The 13929-nt window shown below is 59.1% G+C and carries 13 protein-coding genes; 9 read left to right on the top strand and 4 right to left on the bottom strand.

Translation table 11 applies throughout. The annotated features are described in order from the left end of the window. Positions 1-486 precede the first annotated feature (486 nt). The gene (locus JWQ61_RS13995) at positions 487-1263 is read right to left on the bottom strand and encodes an enoyl-CoA hydratase (protein WP_014004697.1); all 777 of its coding nucleotides are present in this window, start codon (positions 1261-1263) and stop codon (positions 487-489) included. Positions 1264-1499: 236 nt separating this feature from the next. Here JWQ61_RS13995 and JWQ61_RS13990 point away from each other — a divergent pair, with 236 nt between their 5' ends. Further along, on the top strand, positions 1500-1937 hold the full coding sequence (locus JWQ61_RS13990) for a universal stress protein (protein ID WP_061538908.1): 438 nt from the start codon (positions 1500-1502) through the stop codon (positions 1935-1937). 46 nt (positions 1938-1983) lie between these two features. On the opposite strand, the gene JWQ61_RS13985 is transcribed toward JWQ61_RS13990, so the two are convergent. Further along, entirely contained in the window at positions 1984-3183 is a 1200-nt protein-coding gene (locus JWQ61_RS13985; RefSeq protein WP_304361056.1) for a murein transglycosylase A, read from the bottom strand. 184 nt (positions 3184-3367) lie between these two features. Beyond that, entirely contained in the window at positions 3368-3742 is a 375-nt protein-coding gene (gene apaG / locus JWQ61_RS13980; protein WP_014004694.1) for a Co2+/Mg2+ efflux protein ApaG, read from the bottom strand. A 169-nt stretch (positions 3743-3911) separates the two neighbouring features. Here apaG and rpe point away from each other — a divergent pair, with 169 nt between their 5' ends. The 6 genes from rpe to trpC all read left to right on the top strand — a co-directional run bounded on the left by rpe (position 3912) and on the right by trpC (position 9503). Continuing rightward, positions 3912-4577, top strand: a complete 666-nt coding sequence (gene rpe, locus JWQ61_RS13975) for a ribulose-phosphate 3-epimerase (protein WP_014004693.1) — start codon at positions 3912-3914, stop codon at positions 4575-4577. After that, entirely contained in the window at positions 4574-5272 is a 699-nt protein-coding gene (locus JWQ61_RS13970; RefSeq protein ID WP_304361055.1) for a phosphoglycolate phosphatase, read from the top strand. The genes rpe and JWQ61_RS13970 overlap by 4 nt, the downstream gene beginning before the upstream one ends. Before the next feature lie 208 nt (positions 5273-5480). Continuing rightward, complete coding sequence (gene trpE, locus JWQ61_RS13965) at positions 5481-6995, top strand: anthranilate synthase component I (protein ID WP_120237212.1); 1515 nt, start codon at positions 5481-5483, stop codon at positions 6993-6995. After that, positions 6995-7564, top strand: a complete 570-nt coding sequence (locus JWQ61_RS13960) for an aminodeoxychorismate/anthranilate synthase component II (RefSeq protein WP_304361054.1) — start codon at positions 6995-6997, stop codon at positions 7562-7564. Before trpE ends, JWQ61_RS13960 begins: the two co-directional genes overlap by 1 nt. Positions 7565-7634: 70 nt before the next feature. Beyond that, positions 7635-8672 carry an anthranilate phosphoribosyltransferase gene (gene trpD, locus JWQ61_RS13955; protein WP_061538903.1) on the top strand — a complete coding sequence of 346 codons (1038 nt, stop codon included), beginning with the start codon at positions 7635-7637 and terminating at the stop codon, positions 8670-8672. Positions 8673-8699: 27 nt separating this feature from the next. Then, complete coding sequence (gene trpC, locus JWQ61_RS13950) at positions 8700-9503, top strand: indole-3-glycerol phosphate synthase TrpC (protein WP_304361053.1); 804 nt, start codon at positions 8700-8702, stop codon at positions 9501-9503. A 43-nt stretch (positions 9504-9546) separates the two neighbouring features. On the opposite strand, the gene JWQ61_RS13945 is transcribed toward trpC, so the two are convergent. Beyond that, complete coding sequence (locus tag JWQ61_RS13945; protein ID WP_304361052.1) at positions 9547-10350, bottom strand: MetQ/NlpA family ABC transporter substrate-binding protein; 804 nt, start codon at positions 10348-10350, stop codon at positions 9547-9549. A 201-nt stretch (positions 10351-10551) separates the two neighbouring features. Between JWQ61_RS13945 and JWQ61_RS13940 the strand changes: the two genes are divergently transcribed. Further along, positions 10552-12450 (top strand): S9 family peptidase, encoded by a 1899-nt coding sequence (locus tag JWQ61_RS13940; RefSeq protein WP_304361051.1) that lies wholly within the window; start codon positions 10552-10554, stop codon positions 12448-12450. Between the two features lie 392 nt (positions 12451-12842). Next, entirely contained in the window at positions 12843-13823 is a 981-nt protein-coding gene (locus tag JWQ61_RS13935) for a LacI family DNA-binding transcriptional regulator (RefSeq protein ID WP_304361050.1), read from the top strand. Positions 13824-13929: the final 106 nt, after the last annotated feature.

Here is a 13929-nt window from a genome sequence, read left to right as displayed (position 1 = left end):
TCTGTTTTGTGGCATTGCTGCCTAGCATCTCTGCTATCGCTCACTCAAAATACTGACAGGCCACTTTCTTTCAAAAGCGCCTATTTTCTTCTTTTGTGAACATTTAATGTTTTAAGTTATACGCCATTCATTTACATGAACAACGCTGCACTTCCATCAAACGCCCACACTTATCGACTGTTAATTGTTAAAGAACCTTCTACTTCGCGTCACCGTTTTACCAGTTCGCGGCGCCAACAAATCGTTTTGTTTGTCAGCAGCAGAGAGATGAGATTATGTGGCGTTTCCAGCTTTTCGTCAACTACTTTTTTACTACCTACCGAAAAACTTCTTACCTACCCACACCACCTTCAAACCCGCATTTCCCCTCTCAAACTCCGCTCACAAAACAGCCTTATTTACTACTCAGCTGCTTCGCTCTTTTCGCGTCGTTCTCAACGGGAGGCGAACTATAGCAAACCATTTCCCCCTATGGCAAGCGATTTGTTAAAGATTTTTAAAAACGGGTAAACGTTTTCCCAGGAAGGCCTGCATGCCCTCCTTTTGGTCCTCTGTAGCGAAGGTGCTGTGAAACAGGCGGCGCTCATAGTTGATGCCCTCCGCCAGGGTGGTTTCATAGGCGCGGTTGACCGATTCCTTGATCATCATGACTGCCGGCAACGACATCGAGGAAATCACGATCGCCGCTTCCAGCGCTTCCTGCAGCAGCCTTTCCAGCGGCACCACGCGCGACACCAGGCCGGCGCGCTCGGCTTCGGCGGCGTCCATCATGCGCGCGGTAAGGCACATGTCCATCGCCTTGGACTTCGATATGGCGCGCGGCAGGCGCTGGGTGCCGCCGGCGCCGGGAATGATGCCCAGCTTGATTTCCGGCTGGCCGAACTTGGCGTTGTCAGCAGCGATGATGAAGTCGCACATCATGGCCAGCTCGCAGCCACCACCCAGGGCAAAACCCGCCACGGCGGCAATCACCGGCTTGCGCACGCTGCGGATCTTCTCCCAGTTACGGGTGATGTAGTCGCCCTTGAACACATCCATGTAACTCAGTTCGGCCATGCCGCCGATGTCGGCGCCGGCGGCGAACGCCTTGTCGCTGCCGGTCAGGACGATGCAGCCGATCTCGGGATCAGCGTCGAATTTCAGCAAAGCCTCGCCCAGCTCGCTCATCAGCTGGTCGTTCAGGGCGTTCAGGGCCTTGGGGCGATTCAGGTGGATGAGGCCGACTTTTCCTTGTGTTTCAACCAGAATGTTTTCGTATGTCATTGCAGATCCCATTTAGTAACTTGAGTCGAATAAACTTAATTGTAGCGCCGCTATATAAGAGATAGGATGACTGTAACGCGGAATCTTTACAGAAATCCAAGGAATCTTCCTGCCTGCAAACAGTCTATACATTTAAGCAAGGCTATTGAATTCGGGCTCTATTTAAGCCTCTATATTACCGACAAGACCGCCAGATTTTGACCGACACACCTTTTTCAACCAGAAGGAGGCAAGCCATGTTCAAAACCATTCTTGTACCTACCGACGGCTCCCACCTGTCGGACAAGGCCATCAATACAGCGATTGAATTTGCCAAATTCAGCAGCGGCAGGATCATTGCCCTCTCGGTTGCCGAGCCCTATCCGTTCTCGCCGATGGCTGAAAGCACCATGGCCACCGACCCCGGCACCTATGAAGAAAACATGCTGGCGCTGGCCAAACTCAATGTGCAAAAAGTCGCCGACGCCGCCAAGAATGCCGGCGTCCCCTGCGAAATGCTGACAGCGCAAGCCTTCAATCCCGACGAAGAGATCATCAGCGCCGCCGAAAAATACCATTGCGACGCGATTTTCATGGCGTCGCACGGACGCAGCGGCCTTAGCCGGCTATTTCTTGGCAGCAAGACCCAGCGCGTGCTGGCCCATTCCACCATCCCGGTGCTGGTCCTGCGCTAAATAGCCATCCACGGCCCGCCGCCAGCCGGCGCCGGGCTTTATTCCCTTAGCGCGCGGCGGCCAGCTTCGGCAGCAGCAGCCACATCATGCCGCGCTGCTTCATGCGGCCAGCCTTGTCGCCGGCCTCATTGCCAAAACCCCAGAAGAAATCGGCCCTTACCGCGCCCTTGATGGCGCCGCCGGTATCTTGCGCCACCACCAGCTGCTGCAGCAGCGCATTACTGTTCGGCTGCGTGGTCGCCAGGAATACCGGCGTGCCGAGCGGCACGAACTGCGGATCCACCGCGATCGAACGCAGCGGCGTCAGCGGCACGCCTTGCGCGCCTTTCGGCCCCTTGCTCGGATCCGTCACTTTTTCCTCTTTAAAGAAGACATAACTCGGATTCGCATTCAGCAATTCCTGCTGCCGGCCCGGATTGGCCGCCAGCCAGGCTTTGATCCCCTGCGCAGAAGCCTGCGCCAGGGTCAGTTCGCCTTTATCCACCAGGTAGCGGCCGATCGACTTGTAGGGATAGCCGTTCTGATCGGCATAAGCGACCCGCACGATGCTGCTGCCATCATTCATCTGGACCCGGCCGGAACCCTGGACCTGCAGGAAAAAAGCGTCGATAGGATCGTCCACCCACAGGATTTCCTTGCCGGCCAGCACGCCGGACTTGTCCAGTTCAGCGCGATTCGGATAAGGCACCACCTTGTTTCCCACCAGGCGGCCACGCAGGCGCAAACCCTTCAGCTCGGGATAAATGCTGGCCAGCTCAACCGTCAGCAGGTCTTCCGGCGCCCGGTAGATCGGCGTCTGGTATGGGCCGCCGCGCTTGCGCGAGCCTTTCAGCAAGGGCTCGTAGTAGCCGGTCACCAGGCCGTTATCGGAGCCGTCAGGATTGATAACCTGATAAGGCGTGAAAAAGGACTGGAAAAACGTGCGTATCGCGCTTTCATTATTGCCGTCCAGGCCCGCCGCCACCGCGCAAGGCTCTTTCCAGTCGCTCTTGCGCGCCTGGGTCGAGCATGAAGTCAGGAAAGCCGGCAGGACCTGGCGCAAGTCGTCGCTGCCCCAGCCTGGCAGGGCGGCAAAGGTGGTCGCGCGCAAGTTGGCGCCGGGTGTGGCGGATGGCGCCGTCGGCGCGCCCGGCTGGCGCGGACCTTCCGGCGCCGGTGTGGTGACTGGGGTGGTGGTACAGGCAGCTAGACTGAGTGCGATGATGAAGGCAGCAGAAGCGGGTAGACTGATACGTTTAAATAGCATTTAGGATTCTTTATGTGGTTAGTGGCTCTCGAAGCGTGTTTCGCCTTCTTGTTATTTGCATTCATTGTCTGGTGGACCATGTTTTCCGGCCGCAAGCCGGACCGGAAGCCGCCCGCCAAACCGGTACCCCCAAAAGACGACAGCCAGCCCCAATAGTTCAACGCCAATGCGCAATGCCAATGCATCAATGCAGGGTGCGCGGCAACGACAGGATGAATTCCGGAATGCGCGCCTCGAACTGCTCGCCGTCTTCGGCCACGCAGAAATACTCGCCCGTCATCGAGCCCTGCGGCGTTGCCATCGAAGTGCCGCTGGTGTATTCGAACTGCTCGCCCGGCTGCAGCAGGGGCTGGTGGCCGACCACGCCCAGGCCGCGCACTTCCTCGACATGATTGTTGGCGTCGGTGATCACCCAGTGGCGTGAAATCAGCTGGGCCGCGACCTGCCCGGTGTTCTTGATCGTGATCGCATAGGCGAATACATAGTGCGAGCTGTCAGGCTGGGACTGCTCTTCCAGGTACTGGGTTTTGACAGAAACGGTAAATTCATAGGCGGCCATGCTGGTTTCCTCGCGGGGTTCCTCGATTAATACTGCAGATACTCTCAGATACTCTATATAGCAGGTCATTGCACACGAATTTACCCCCGGACGCAAGCTGCAAGGCAGCCAGGCGCGTGCCTAAAGGGTAAAATAGCGCTCTTTTTAGCGCCCTTCCTGGATTGCCGCCATGCCAACCTATCGTATCGCTCCCAGTATCCTCTCCGCCGACTTCGCCCGCCTGGGCGAGGAAGTACGCAATGTCGTGCGCGACGGCGCCGACATGATCCACTTCGACGTGATGGACAACCATTACGTTCCCAACCTGACCATCGGCCCGCTGGTGCTGGAAGCGATCCGGCCGCACGTGCAGGTGCCGATCGACGTCCACCTGATGGTGCGCCCGGTAGACCGCATCATTCCCGACTTCGCCAAGGCCGGCGCCAACATCATTACTTTCCATCCGGAAGCATCAGACCACGTCGACCGTTCGCTGCAGCTGATCCGCGACCACGGCTGCAAGGCCGGCCTGGTGTTCAATCCGGCCACGCCGCTGCATTACCTGGACTACGTGATGGACAAGATCGACATCATCCTGATCATGTCGGTCAACCCAGGTTTCGGCGGCCAGTCGTTCATCCCGGAAGCGCTCAAGAAAATCGCCGAAGCGCGCCAGCGCATCGACGCCTCGGGCCGCGAGATCATGCTGGAAGTCGACGGCGGCATCAAGATCGACAACATCGCAGCCGCCGCCAAGGCCGGCGCCGATACCTTTGTCGCCGGCTCGGCCATCTTCGGCAAGCCTGACTACAAAGCCGTGATCGACGCCATGCGGACCCAGCTGGCAAGCGTATGACCGCGACCGCGCCAGGCATCCTCGCCCTGAAGGGCATCGCCGCCGCCATCATCGACCTTGACGGCACCATGCTGGATACCGCGCCGGATTTCCACGTCGCCGTCAACCGCATGCGCGCCGAGCTGGACCTGGCGCCGCTGACGCAGCAGACGATCGTCGATTTTGTCGGCAAAGGCAGCGAGAACCTGATCCGGCGCGTGCTCGGCGTCGATTATCCGGCGCCGGAAGTGGAGCTGCGCTTCAGCGCCGCCCTGGATTCCTATCAAAGCCATTACGCCGTGGTCAACGGCAGCTACGCCACGCTCTACCCGGGCGTGGTGGACGGCTTGCAAGCCATGCGCGCCAAAGGCCTGCGGCTGGCCTGCGTCACCAACAAACCGCTGCTGTTCGCCGAAGCGCTGCTGGAAAAGACCGGCTTGCGCGGTTATTTCGAGGTGGTCTATGGCGGCGATTCCTTCCCACTGAAAAAACCCGACCCGATGCCGCTGCTGGCGGTATGCGCCGATTTCCAGCTGCGGCCGGCGCAGGTAGTGGCCATTGGCGACTCCAGCAACGACGCCCAGGCGGCGCGCGCCGCCGGTTGCCCGGTGTTCAACGTGCCCTACGGATACAATCACGGCGAGTCTATACAAGATGTCGATTCCGATGGTATAGTCGCTTCACTGCTCGTTGCAGCACAACATATAAGTCACTGACTGCTTTATCTAAATCACTCATGTTTCTCGACAAAAAACACTCCGTCTACCTGGCCGCCCCTGAGGCCTGGCTTTGGCGACGCTGGCAATCCTGGACTAACTAAGTCCGTAGATCGCCGCTGCCTGCTGCTTCCGCAGTATTAGAACCCAGGCAACGTTTTTTGTAGTACACCACCGCTGTTTTACAATAGCGGCCTGGAGAGAAACAATGACCGAACTCGAATTCAAATCGCTGGCCAACCAAGGCTACAACCGCATCCCGCTGATCGCAGAAGCCTTTGCCGATCTGGAAACGCCGTTGACGCTATACCTGAAGCTGGCGCAAACCCAGCAGACCGGCAAGAACACCTTCCTGCTGGAATCGGTGGTCGGCGGCGAACGTTTCGGCCGCTACTCCTTCATCGGCCTGCCGGCCAGCACGCTGCTGCGCAGCTACGGCACGCGCATCGAAGTGCTCAATAACGACAAGGTCGTCGAGAGCCGCGAAGGCAATCCGCTCGATTTCATCGCTGAATTCCAGTCGCGCTATAAAGTGGCGCTGCGCCCTGGCCTGCCACGCTTTTGCGGCGGCCTGGCCGGCTACTTCGGCTACGACACGGTGCGCCATATCGAAAAGCGCCTGGCCAACTCGACGCCCAGGGACGATCTCGGCCTGCCCGACATCCAGCTACTGCTGACGGAAGAGCTGGCGGTGATCGACAACCTGTCCGGCAAGCTGTACCTGATCGTATATGCCGATCCGACCCAGCCGGAAGCGTTCTCCAAAGGCCGCCAGCGCCTGAAAGACTTGCGCAACATGCTGCGCCGCCCGGCCGATGCGCCGGTCACGTCGGCTTCGGTGCGCACCGAAACCATCCGCGAATTCAAGAAAGAGGATTACCTGAAGGCTGTGGCCAAAGCCCAGGAATACGTGATGGCCGGCGACCTGATGCAAGTCCAGATCGGCCAGCGCATCAAGAAACCGTATGTCGACTCGCCGCTGATGCTGTACCGCGCCCTGCGCTCGCTAAACCCGTCGCCATACATGTATTTCTATAATTTCGGCGACATGCAGATCGTCGGCGCTTCGCCGGAAATCCTGGTCCGCAACGAACAGACCTCGGCGCCGAAAGCCGACGGCGAAGCCAAACGCAAAGTCACCATCCGTCCGCTGGCCGGCACCCGTCCGCGCGGCGCCACCCCGGAACAGGATGCGCAGCTGGCCACCGAACTACTGGCCGACCCGAAGGAAATCGCCGAACACGTGATGCTGATCGACCTCGCGCGCAACGACATCGGCCGCATCGCCGAGACCGGCAGCGTCAAGGTCACCGACCAGATGGTGATCGAAAAATATTCGCATGTGCAGCACATCGTTTCCAATGTCGAAGGTGAACTGAAATCCGGCCTGTCCAACCTGGATGTGCTGAAAGCCACCTTCCCGGCCGGCACCCTGTCCGGCGCGCCGAAAGTGCGCGCCATGGAAATCATCGACGAACTGGAACTGACCAAGCGCGGCATTTACGGCGGCGCCTGCGGCTACCTGTCGTTCGGCGGCGAAATGGATGTCGCCATCGCGATCCGCACCGGCGTCATCAAGGACGGCATGCTGTATGTGCAGGCCGCCGCCGGCATCGTCGCCGATTCGGTGCCCGAGATGGAATGGCAGGAAACCGAGAACAAGGCGCGCGCGGTATTGCGCGCGGCGGAACAGGTGCAAGACGGACTGGATGGAGAAATCTGATGCTGCTGATGATAGACAACTACGATTCCTTCACCTACAACCTGGTGCAATACTTCGGTGAACTGGGTGAAGATGTACGTACCTTCCGCAACGACGAAATTACGCTGGAACAGATCCAGGTGCTGAAGCCGGACCGCATCTGCCTGTCGCCGGGCCCCTGCAGCCCGAAAGAAGCCGGGATCTGCGTCGACCTGCTGCAGCAGTTTTCCGGCAAGCTGCCGATCCTCGGCGTCTGCCTCGGCCACCAGGCCATCGGCGAGGCGTTCGGCGGCAAGGTGATCCGCGCGCAACAGGTCATGCACGGCAAAACCTCGCCGATCACCCATACCGGCGTCGGCGTGTTCAAGGATTTGCCGAGCCCGTTTACGGTGATCCGCTACCATTCGCTGGCCATCGAGCGCAGCTCGATCCCGGCCTGCCTGGAAATCACGGCATGGACCGAGGACGGCGAAATCATGGGCGTGCGGCACAAGGATTACGATATCGAGGGTGTGCAGTTCCACCCTGAATCGATCCTGTCGGAACATGGACACGCCTTGCTGCGTAACTTTGTTCAAAGAACTGCCTGAGAACACTTAGCGCCTGGCGCCGGCGCATTGCCGGCAAAGGGCCGCCAACCTGATTCGTAGCAAGGAAATCATGCCAATCTCCGAACAAGAAGCCCTGTTGCGCTGCATCGAGCATCGCGAAATCTTCCACGACGAAATGCTGTCGCTGTTCCGCCGCATCATGCGCGGCGAAATGTCGCCGCTGATGATCGCGGCGCTGACCATGGGCTTGCGCGTCAAGAAAGAAACCATAGGCGAGATCGCTGCCGCGGCACAAGTCATGCGCGAGTTCGCTACCCCTGTGCCCTGCCGCGACACCGCCAACCTGGTGGATATCGTCGGCACCGGCGGCGACGGTGCGCAAACCTTCAACATTTCGACAGCGTCGATGTTTGTCGCCGCCGCCGCCGGCGCGCGCGTGGCCAAACATGGCGGCCGCAGCGTGTCGTCGTCGTCCGGCAGCGCCGATGTGCTGGAAGCGTTCGGCGCCAACATCAACCTGACGCCTGCGCAAGTGGCGGAATCGATCGAACAGACCGGCATCGGTTTCATGTTCGCACCCAATCACCACGCGGCAATGAAACACGCAGCGCCGGTACGCAAAGAACTGGGCGTGCGCACCATCTTTAATATCCTCGGCCCCCTGACCAATCCGGCCGGTGCGCCGAATATCCTGATGGGCGTATTCCATGCCGACCTGGTCGGGATTCAGGTGCGTGTGCTGCAGCGGCTGGGCGCGCAGCATGCCATCGTGGTCTGGGGCCGCGACAATATGGATGAAGTTTCGCTGGGCGCCGGCACCATGGTGGGCGAACTGGTGGACGGCGAAATCCGCGAGTACGAAATCCACCCGGAAGATTTCGGCATGCAGATGATCGCCAGCCGCAACCTGAAAGTGTCCAACTCGACCGAATCGAAACAGAAAGTGCTGGAAGCGCTGGAAGACCAGCCAGGGCCAGCGCGCGACATCGTCGCCATCAATGCCGGCACGGCCTTGTATGCCGCCGGCGTCGCCAGTTCGATTGCGGACGGTCTCGACAAGGCGCGCGCCGTCATCGCTTCCGGCGCGGCCAAGGCCAAACTCGATCAATTCGTGCAAGCCACGCAAGCCATCGCTGCCGCCGGCTGACGGCAAGCACAGTAAAGGAAACGCACCATGTCAGATATCTTGAATAAAATCCTGGCCGTCAAGGCCGATGAAATCGCTGCGGCAAAAAAACAGCAGGACTTCGCCAGCCTGCGCCGCGACGTGGAGTCCGATGCCGAAGCGCGCGCCGCCTTGCGTGGCTACGAAGCCGCCCTGCGCGGAAAAATCGCCGCGGGCCACGCCGGCGTGATTGCCGAAGTCAAGAAAGCTTCGCCGTCCAAAGGCGTGATCCGGGCCGACTTCCGGCCGGCCGAGATTGCCGTCGACTACGCAGCGCATGGCGCGGCTTGCCTGTCGGTGCTCACCGATATCCAGTTTTTCCAGGGCTCGCCCGATTACCTGAAGCAGGCGCGCGCCGCATGCAGCTTGCCGGCCCTGCGCAAGGATTTCATGATCGATGCGTATCAGGTGTACCAGGCGCGCTCATGGGGCGCCGATGCGATCCTGCTGATCGTCGCCGCGCTGGACCATGGACTGATGGCGGAAATGGAAGCTGTCGCCCACGAACTGGGCATGAGCGTGCTGGTGGAAGTGCACAATGCGGAAGAACTGCAGGCAGCGTTGAAACTGAAAACAAACCTGCTCGGCATCAACAACCGCAACCTGCGCACTTTCGATACCTCGCTGCAAACCACTTTGGACCTGCTGCCGCAGATACCGGCAGACAAACTGGTGGTCACAGAATCCGGCATCCACACCCGCGACGACGTCAAACGCATGCGCGACGCCAACGTCAACGCCTTCCTGGTCGGCGAAGCCTTCATGCGCGCCCCACAGCCGGGGGTTGAACTCGGCCGCCTGTTCGACAATTGAAACCTGCGTCCTGGCGTAGCAACAGCCACGCCAGGACGCAAGATCAGAACGCCGGAATCAGCGAACCCTTGAATTCGGTTTCAATAAAATTGCGCACCTGCGCCGACTGGTAGGCTTTGACCAGTTTCTTCACCCACGGCTTATCCTTGTCTTCCGCCCGCGTGGCGATCAGGTTGGCGTACGGCCCTTTGGCGTCCTCCACCGCAATCGCGTCACGCTGCAGCGACAAACCGGCCTTCACCGCATAATCGTTATTCACCGATGCCGCCGCCAGGTCGTCCAGCGAGCGCGGCAATTGTGCGGCGTCCAGCTCCACCAGCTTCAATTTCTTCGGATTCGAGACCACGTCCAGCGGCGTCGCATTGACGCCGTTTTCGCCGACACCCGCCTTGAGCTTGATCAGTCCGGCTTTCTGCAGCAACAACAAGGCCCGGTTGCCGTTCGAGGGATCGTTCTGGATGCCGATACTGGCGCCCTGCGGCAACTGGTCGACATTCCTGTATTTCTTCGAATAGATTCCCAGCGGCGCCGTGATGGTCAGGGCCACCGGCACGATCTTGTAGCCCCGGGCCTTGATCTGGCTGTCGAGGAAGGGCTTATGCTGGAATGCATTGGCGTCCAGGTCGCCGGCGGCCAGCGCTTCATTCGGCTGCAGGTAATCGCTGAAGGTGATCACCTGGATATCCAGGCCTTCCTGCGCCGCCACTTTCTTCACCACTTCAAAAGTCTGTTCGGCATTGCCGACCGAGACGCCGACCTTGATCCTGGTCTTGTCCTGCGCATGGGCAGTGGCGATGCTGGCTGCCAGCAACAGAACCGGCAAGGTCTTGAGGAAAAGGTGGCGCATTTTTGCTCCGTGAATAAAAACACGATATTCACATAAGCCCCGGCAATCGCTAACGAACGATTTCGCATGTCGATATGTCTCAGGTAAACGCTGACTGAGATTCATTTCCATTTTATCCATATAATAAGACGTCAACCGAAGCGATCCGGAAACGCAACGACGAGACACGACGACAACTTGAAGTATTTTTGGAGGTATTTGATGCGCGCTATTTATCAGGTGGTTACCGCAACATGTTTCAGCTTGTCCATACTGGGCGGCGATGCCCTGGCGGCAAGCCCGCTCAAGCAATATTCGGTGCGCGATTTCTTCCGCAATCCAGAGCAAAGCGGCTTCCAGATTTCTCCCAACGGCAAATACATCAGCTTCATGCAGCCCTGGAAGGGCCGCATGAACATCTTTGTCAGGACCGTCGGCTCAGACGCCGCGCCGCTGCGCATCACCTCCGAGGAAGCGCGCGACATCAGCGGCTATTTCTGGAAAGGCGACGACCACATCCTGTTCGCCAAGGATTTCGGCGGCGATGAAAATTTCCACGTGGTGTCGGTGGGCCGCGACGGCAAGGGCTTGAAAGACCTGACGCCCTACCCCAAGGTGCGCGCCCAGATCGTCGACGACCTGGAAGACAACAAGGATGAAATCCTGGTCAGCCACAACAAGCGCGATCCGGAAGTGTTCGACGTCTACCGCGTCAACGTCAAGAGCGGCGCCGAAAAGCTGGTGGCCAAAAATCCCGGCAATATCCAGGGATGGATCACCGACCATGACGGCAAGGTCAGGGCCGCCACCACTTCCGACGGCGTCAACACCAGCCTGCTGTATCGCGCCACCGAAAGCGCGCCGTTCAAGACCGTGCTGACCACCTCGTTCAAGGATTCGGTCGATCCGCTGTTCTTCACCTTCGACAACAAGAAACTGTATGTCTCGTCCAACCTCGGCCGCGATAAAAAAGCGATCGTGATCCTTGATCCCGAAACCGCCAAGGAAGAACAGCTGCTGTATGAAAACCCCGAGGTCGACGTCGAAGGCCTGGCCTACTCGAAGAAACGCAAGGTGCTGACCGAGATCAGCTACACCACCTGGAAAACCCAGTACAAATTCCTCGATACGCAAAGCGAAGCCCTGCACAAGACCCTGCAGGAAAAACTGCCCGGCTACGAAGTCATCACGCAGTCGCACACCAAGGACGAATCGACCTGGATCGTGGCCGCCTACAACGACCGCACCCAGGGCAGCCGCTACCTGTTCGACAGCAAGAGCGGCACGCTGACCAAGCTGGCCGACATCAATCCCGCCATCGCCGAAAAAGACATGGCGGAAATGAAGCCGGTGCAATACAAGGCGCGCGACGGCCTGGTGATCAACGGCTACCTGACGCTGCCGCTCGGCAAAGATCCGAAGAACCTGCCGGTGATCGTCAATCCGCACGGCGGTCCGTGGGTGCGCGACGTCTGGGGCTACAACCCGGAAGTGCAGCTGCTGGCCAACCGCGGCTACGCCGTGCTGCAGATGAACTACCGCGGCTCGACCGGCTACGGCCGCCAGTTCTGGGAAGCCTCGTTCAAGCAATGGGGCAAGACCATGCAGGATGACATCACCGATGGCGTGCAGTGGCTGGTCCAGCAAGGCATCGCCGATCCCAAGCGGGTAGCGATCTACGGCGGCTCCTACGGCGGTTATGCGACGCTGGCCGGCGTCACCTTCACGCCTGACCTGTACGCGGCGGCGGTCGACTATGTCGGCGTCTCCAACATGTTCACCTTCATGAAGACCATTCCGCCGTACTGGAAACCTTTCCTCGACCAGATGTACGAGATGGTAGGCGATCCGGTCAAGGACAAGGAGTTGCTGACGGCAGTCTCGCCGGCCCTGCACACCGACCGCATCAAGACTCCGCTGTTCGTGGCGCAGGGCGCCAACGATCCGCGCGTCAACAAGGCGGAGTCGGACCAGATCGTCGAAAGCTTGCGCAAGCGCGGCGTGCCGGTCGAATACATGGTGAAGGACAACGAAGGCCACGGCTTCCACAACGAAGAAAACCGCTTTGATTTCTACACGGCGATGGAAGGCTTCCTGGCCAAGCACCTGGCGCCGAAATAAGAAAACCGGCTACAGGAACATGGCGGACGACTGGAAACGGTGGTCCGCCATTTTTATTTCCGGCGCCGGCGAATGAGACCTGACAAACTTAACGCACGGCAAGCATATGTTCCGGCCCTGCTTTCGATACTGTTTCTCCACGAATCCCCATTACGGGCTGTTTAAGAAACAAAGTTTTAGTACGTTTAATAAACAAATAAAACAAGTTTACAATCAATAAATCCTTATATAACAATGCGTTATGCGAAATTATTTTTCAGAATGTTTGTAAATTTAAGTTTTTTACTATACATTACTACTCAACTAAAACAATCCCGGGCAGTAACCATCGCCGCCGCAGACAGCGGCATCCGCCCAGGAAAAATGCACGCCCCAGCTTGCAGGAGGAGAACATGAGACCAACGATTCGGGATATCGCATCCGCTGCGAACGTATCCATAGGCACCGTATCGCGCGCCCTCAAAAAGCAGCCCGGCCTGACCGAACAGACGCGCATCCATGTGCAAAAGATCGCCAGCCAGCTCGGCTACAACGAATCCAACCTGCGCCAGGGAAAAATCCGGCGCCTGACTTTCCTGCTGCATCGCCAGCACAACAATTTCGTCGCCAGCCCGTTTTTTTCGCATGTGCTGCACGGCGTGGAAACCGCCTGCCGCGAACGCAGCATCGTGCCTACCGTATTGTCGGTCGGCCCCGCCGACAGCGTGATGGAACAGATCCGCCTGCATGAACCCGACGCGCTGGCCGTGGCCGGCTTCATGGAGCCGGAAGTGCTGGAACTGCTGACCCAGACCGGCAAGCCGGTAGTGCTGATCGACTTGTGGGCGCCAGGTTTCCGTTCCATCAATTCCGACAACCTGGGCGGCGCGCTGGCAGCCACCCGCCACCTGATAGAAATCGGCCGCAAACGGCTGGCCTTCATCAGTGGCCCGTTGTCGCACTACAGTATTGCACAACGCGCGCTGGGCTACCGCCAGGCGCTGTTCGAAGCCGGCCGCCTGTTCGACCCGCGCCTGGAAGTGACCCTGCTGCCCGGGCCGGAACTGCACCTGCATGCCGCCGCCGCGATGCAAACCCTGCTGGAGTCAGATTCGCCGCCCGACGCCGTGTTCTGCTACAACGACGCCACCGCGCTGGCCGTGATGAGCATATGCAAGATGCGCGGCTTGCGGATTCCTGAAGATATCGCGATTGTCGGTTTCGACAATATCGACGCCGCCGCCAGTTCCTCGCCGGCGCTGACCACGCTGGCGGTGGACAAGGAAGCCCTCGGCAAGCTGGGCATCAAGCTGCTGCTGGAAGACTCTCTCGTACAACCCGAAGTGATGCTGCCGGTGGAGCTGATCCAGCGTGCCAGCACGCTTGGCAACTGATCCGCTACCGTCATGAACATGCTTGAACCGACCGCAATGCCTAAAGCCGAATTCCGCAATCCCGCTTTCCTGTTGCAGCACATCCGCGACACCATGCGCTTCTACC

This window comes from Collimonas fungivorans, assembly GCF_028292705.1.
Classification (GTDB): domain Bacteria; phylum Pseudomonadota; class Gammaproteobacteria; order Burkholderiales; family Burkholderiaceae_D; genus Collimonas; species Collimonas fungivorans_B.
This window is presented reverse-complemented; position numbering and strand designations above follow the sequence as displayed.

Bases quoted from the DNA above. Each gene is read 5' to 3' on its own strand.
- JWQ61_RS13995 (WP_014004697.1), bottom strand. From the start codon at position 1,263: ATGACATACGAAAACATTCTGGTTGAAACACAAGGAAAAGTCGGCCTC.
- JWQ61_RS13990 (WP_061538908.1), top strand. From the start codon at position 1,500: ATGTTCAAAACCATTCTTGTACCTACCGACGGCTCCCACCTGTCGGAC.
- JWQ61_RS13985 (WP_304361056.1), bottom strand. From the start codon at position 3,183: ATGCTATTTAAACGTATCAGTCTACCCGCTTCTGCTGCCTTCATCATC.
- apaG (WP_014004694.1), bottom strand. From the start codon at position 3,742: ATGGCCGCCTATGAATTTACCGTTTCTGTCAAAACCCAGTACCTGGAA.
- rpe (WP_014004693.1), top strand. From the start codon at position 3,912: ATGCCAACCTATCGTATCGCTCCCAGTATCCTCTCCGCCGACTTCGCC.
- JWQ61_RS13970 (WP_304361055.1), top strand. From the start codon at position 4,574: ATGACCGCGACCGCGCCAGGCATCCTCGCCCTGAAGGGCATCGCCGCC.
- trpE (WP_120237212.1), top strand. From the start codon at position 5,481: ATGACCGAACTCGAATTCAAATCGCTGGCCAACCAAGGCTACAACCGC.
- JWQ61_RS13960 (WP_304361054.1), top strand. From the start codon at position 6,995: ATGCTGCTGATGATAGACAACTACGATTCCTTCACCTACAACCTGGTG.
- trpD (WP_061538903.1), top strand. From the start codon at position 7,635: ATGCCAATCTCCGAACAAGAAGCCCTGTTGCGCTGCATCGAGCATCGC.
- trpC (WP_304361053.1), top strand. From the start codon at position 8,700: ATGTCAGATATCTTGAATAAAATCCTGGCCGTCAAGGCCGATGAAATC.
- JWQ61_RS13945 (WP_304361052.1), bottom strand. From the start codon at position 10,350: ATGCGCCACCTTTTCCTCAAGACCTTGCCGGTTCTGTTGCTGGCAGCC.
- JWQ61_RS13940 (WP_304361051.1), top strand. From the start codon at position 10,552: ATGCGCGCTATTTATCAGGTGGTTACCGCAACATGTTTCAGCTTGTCC.
- JWQ61_RS13935 (WP_304361050.1), top strand. From the start codon at position 12,843: ATGAGACCAACGATTCGGGATATCGCATCCGCTGCGAACGTATCCATA.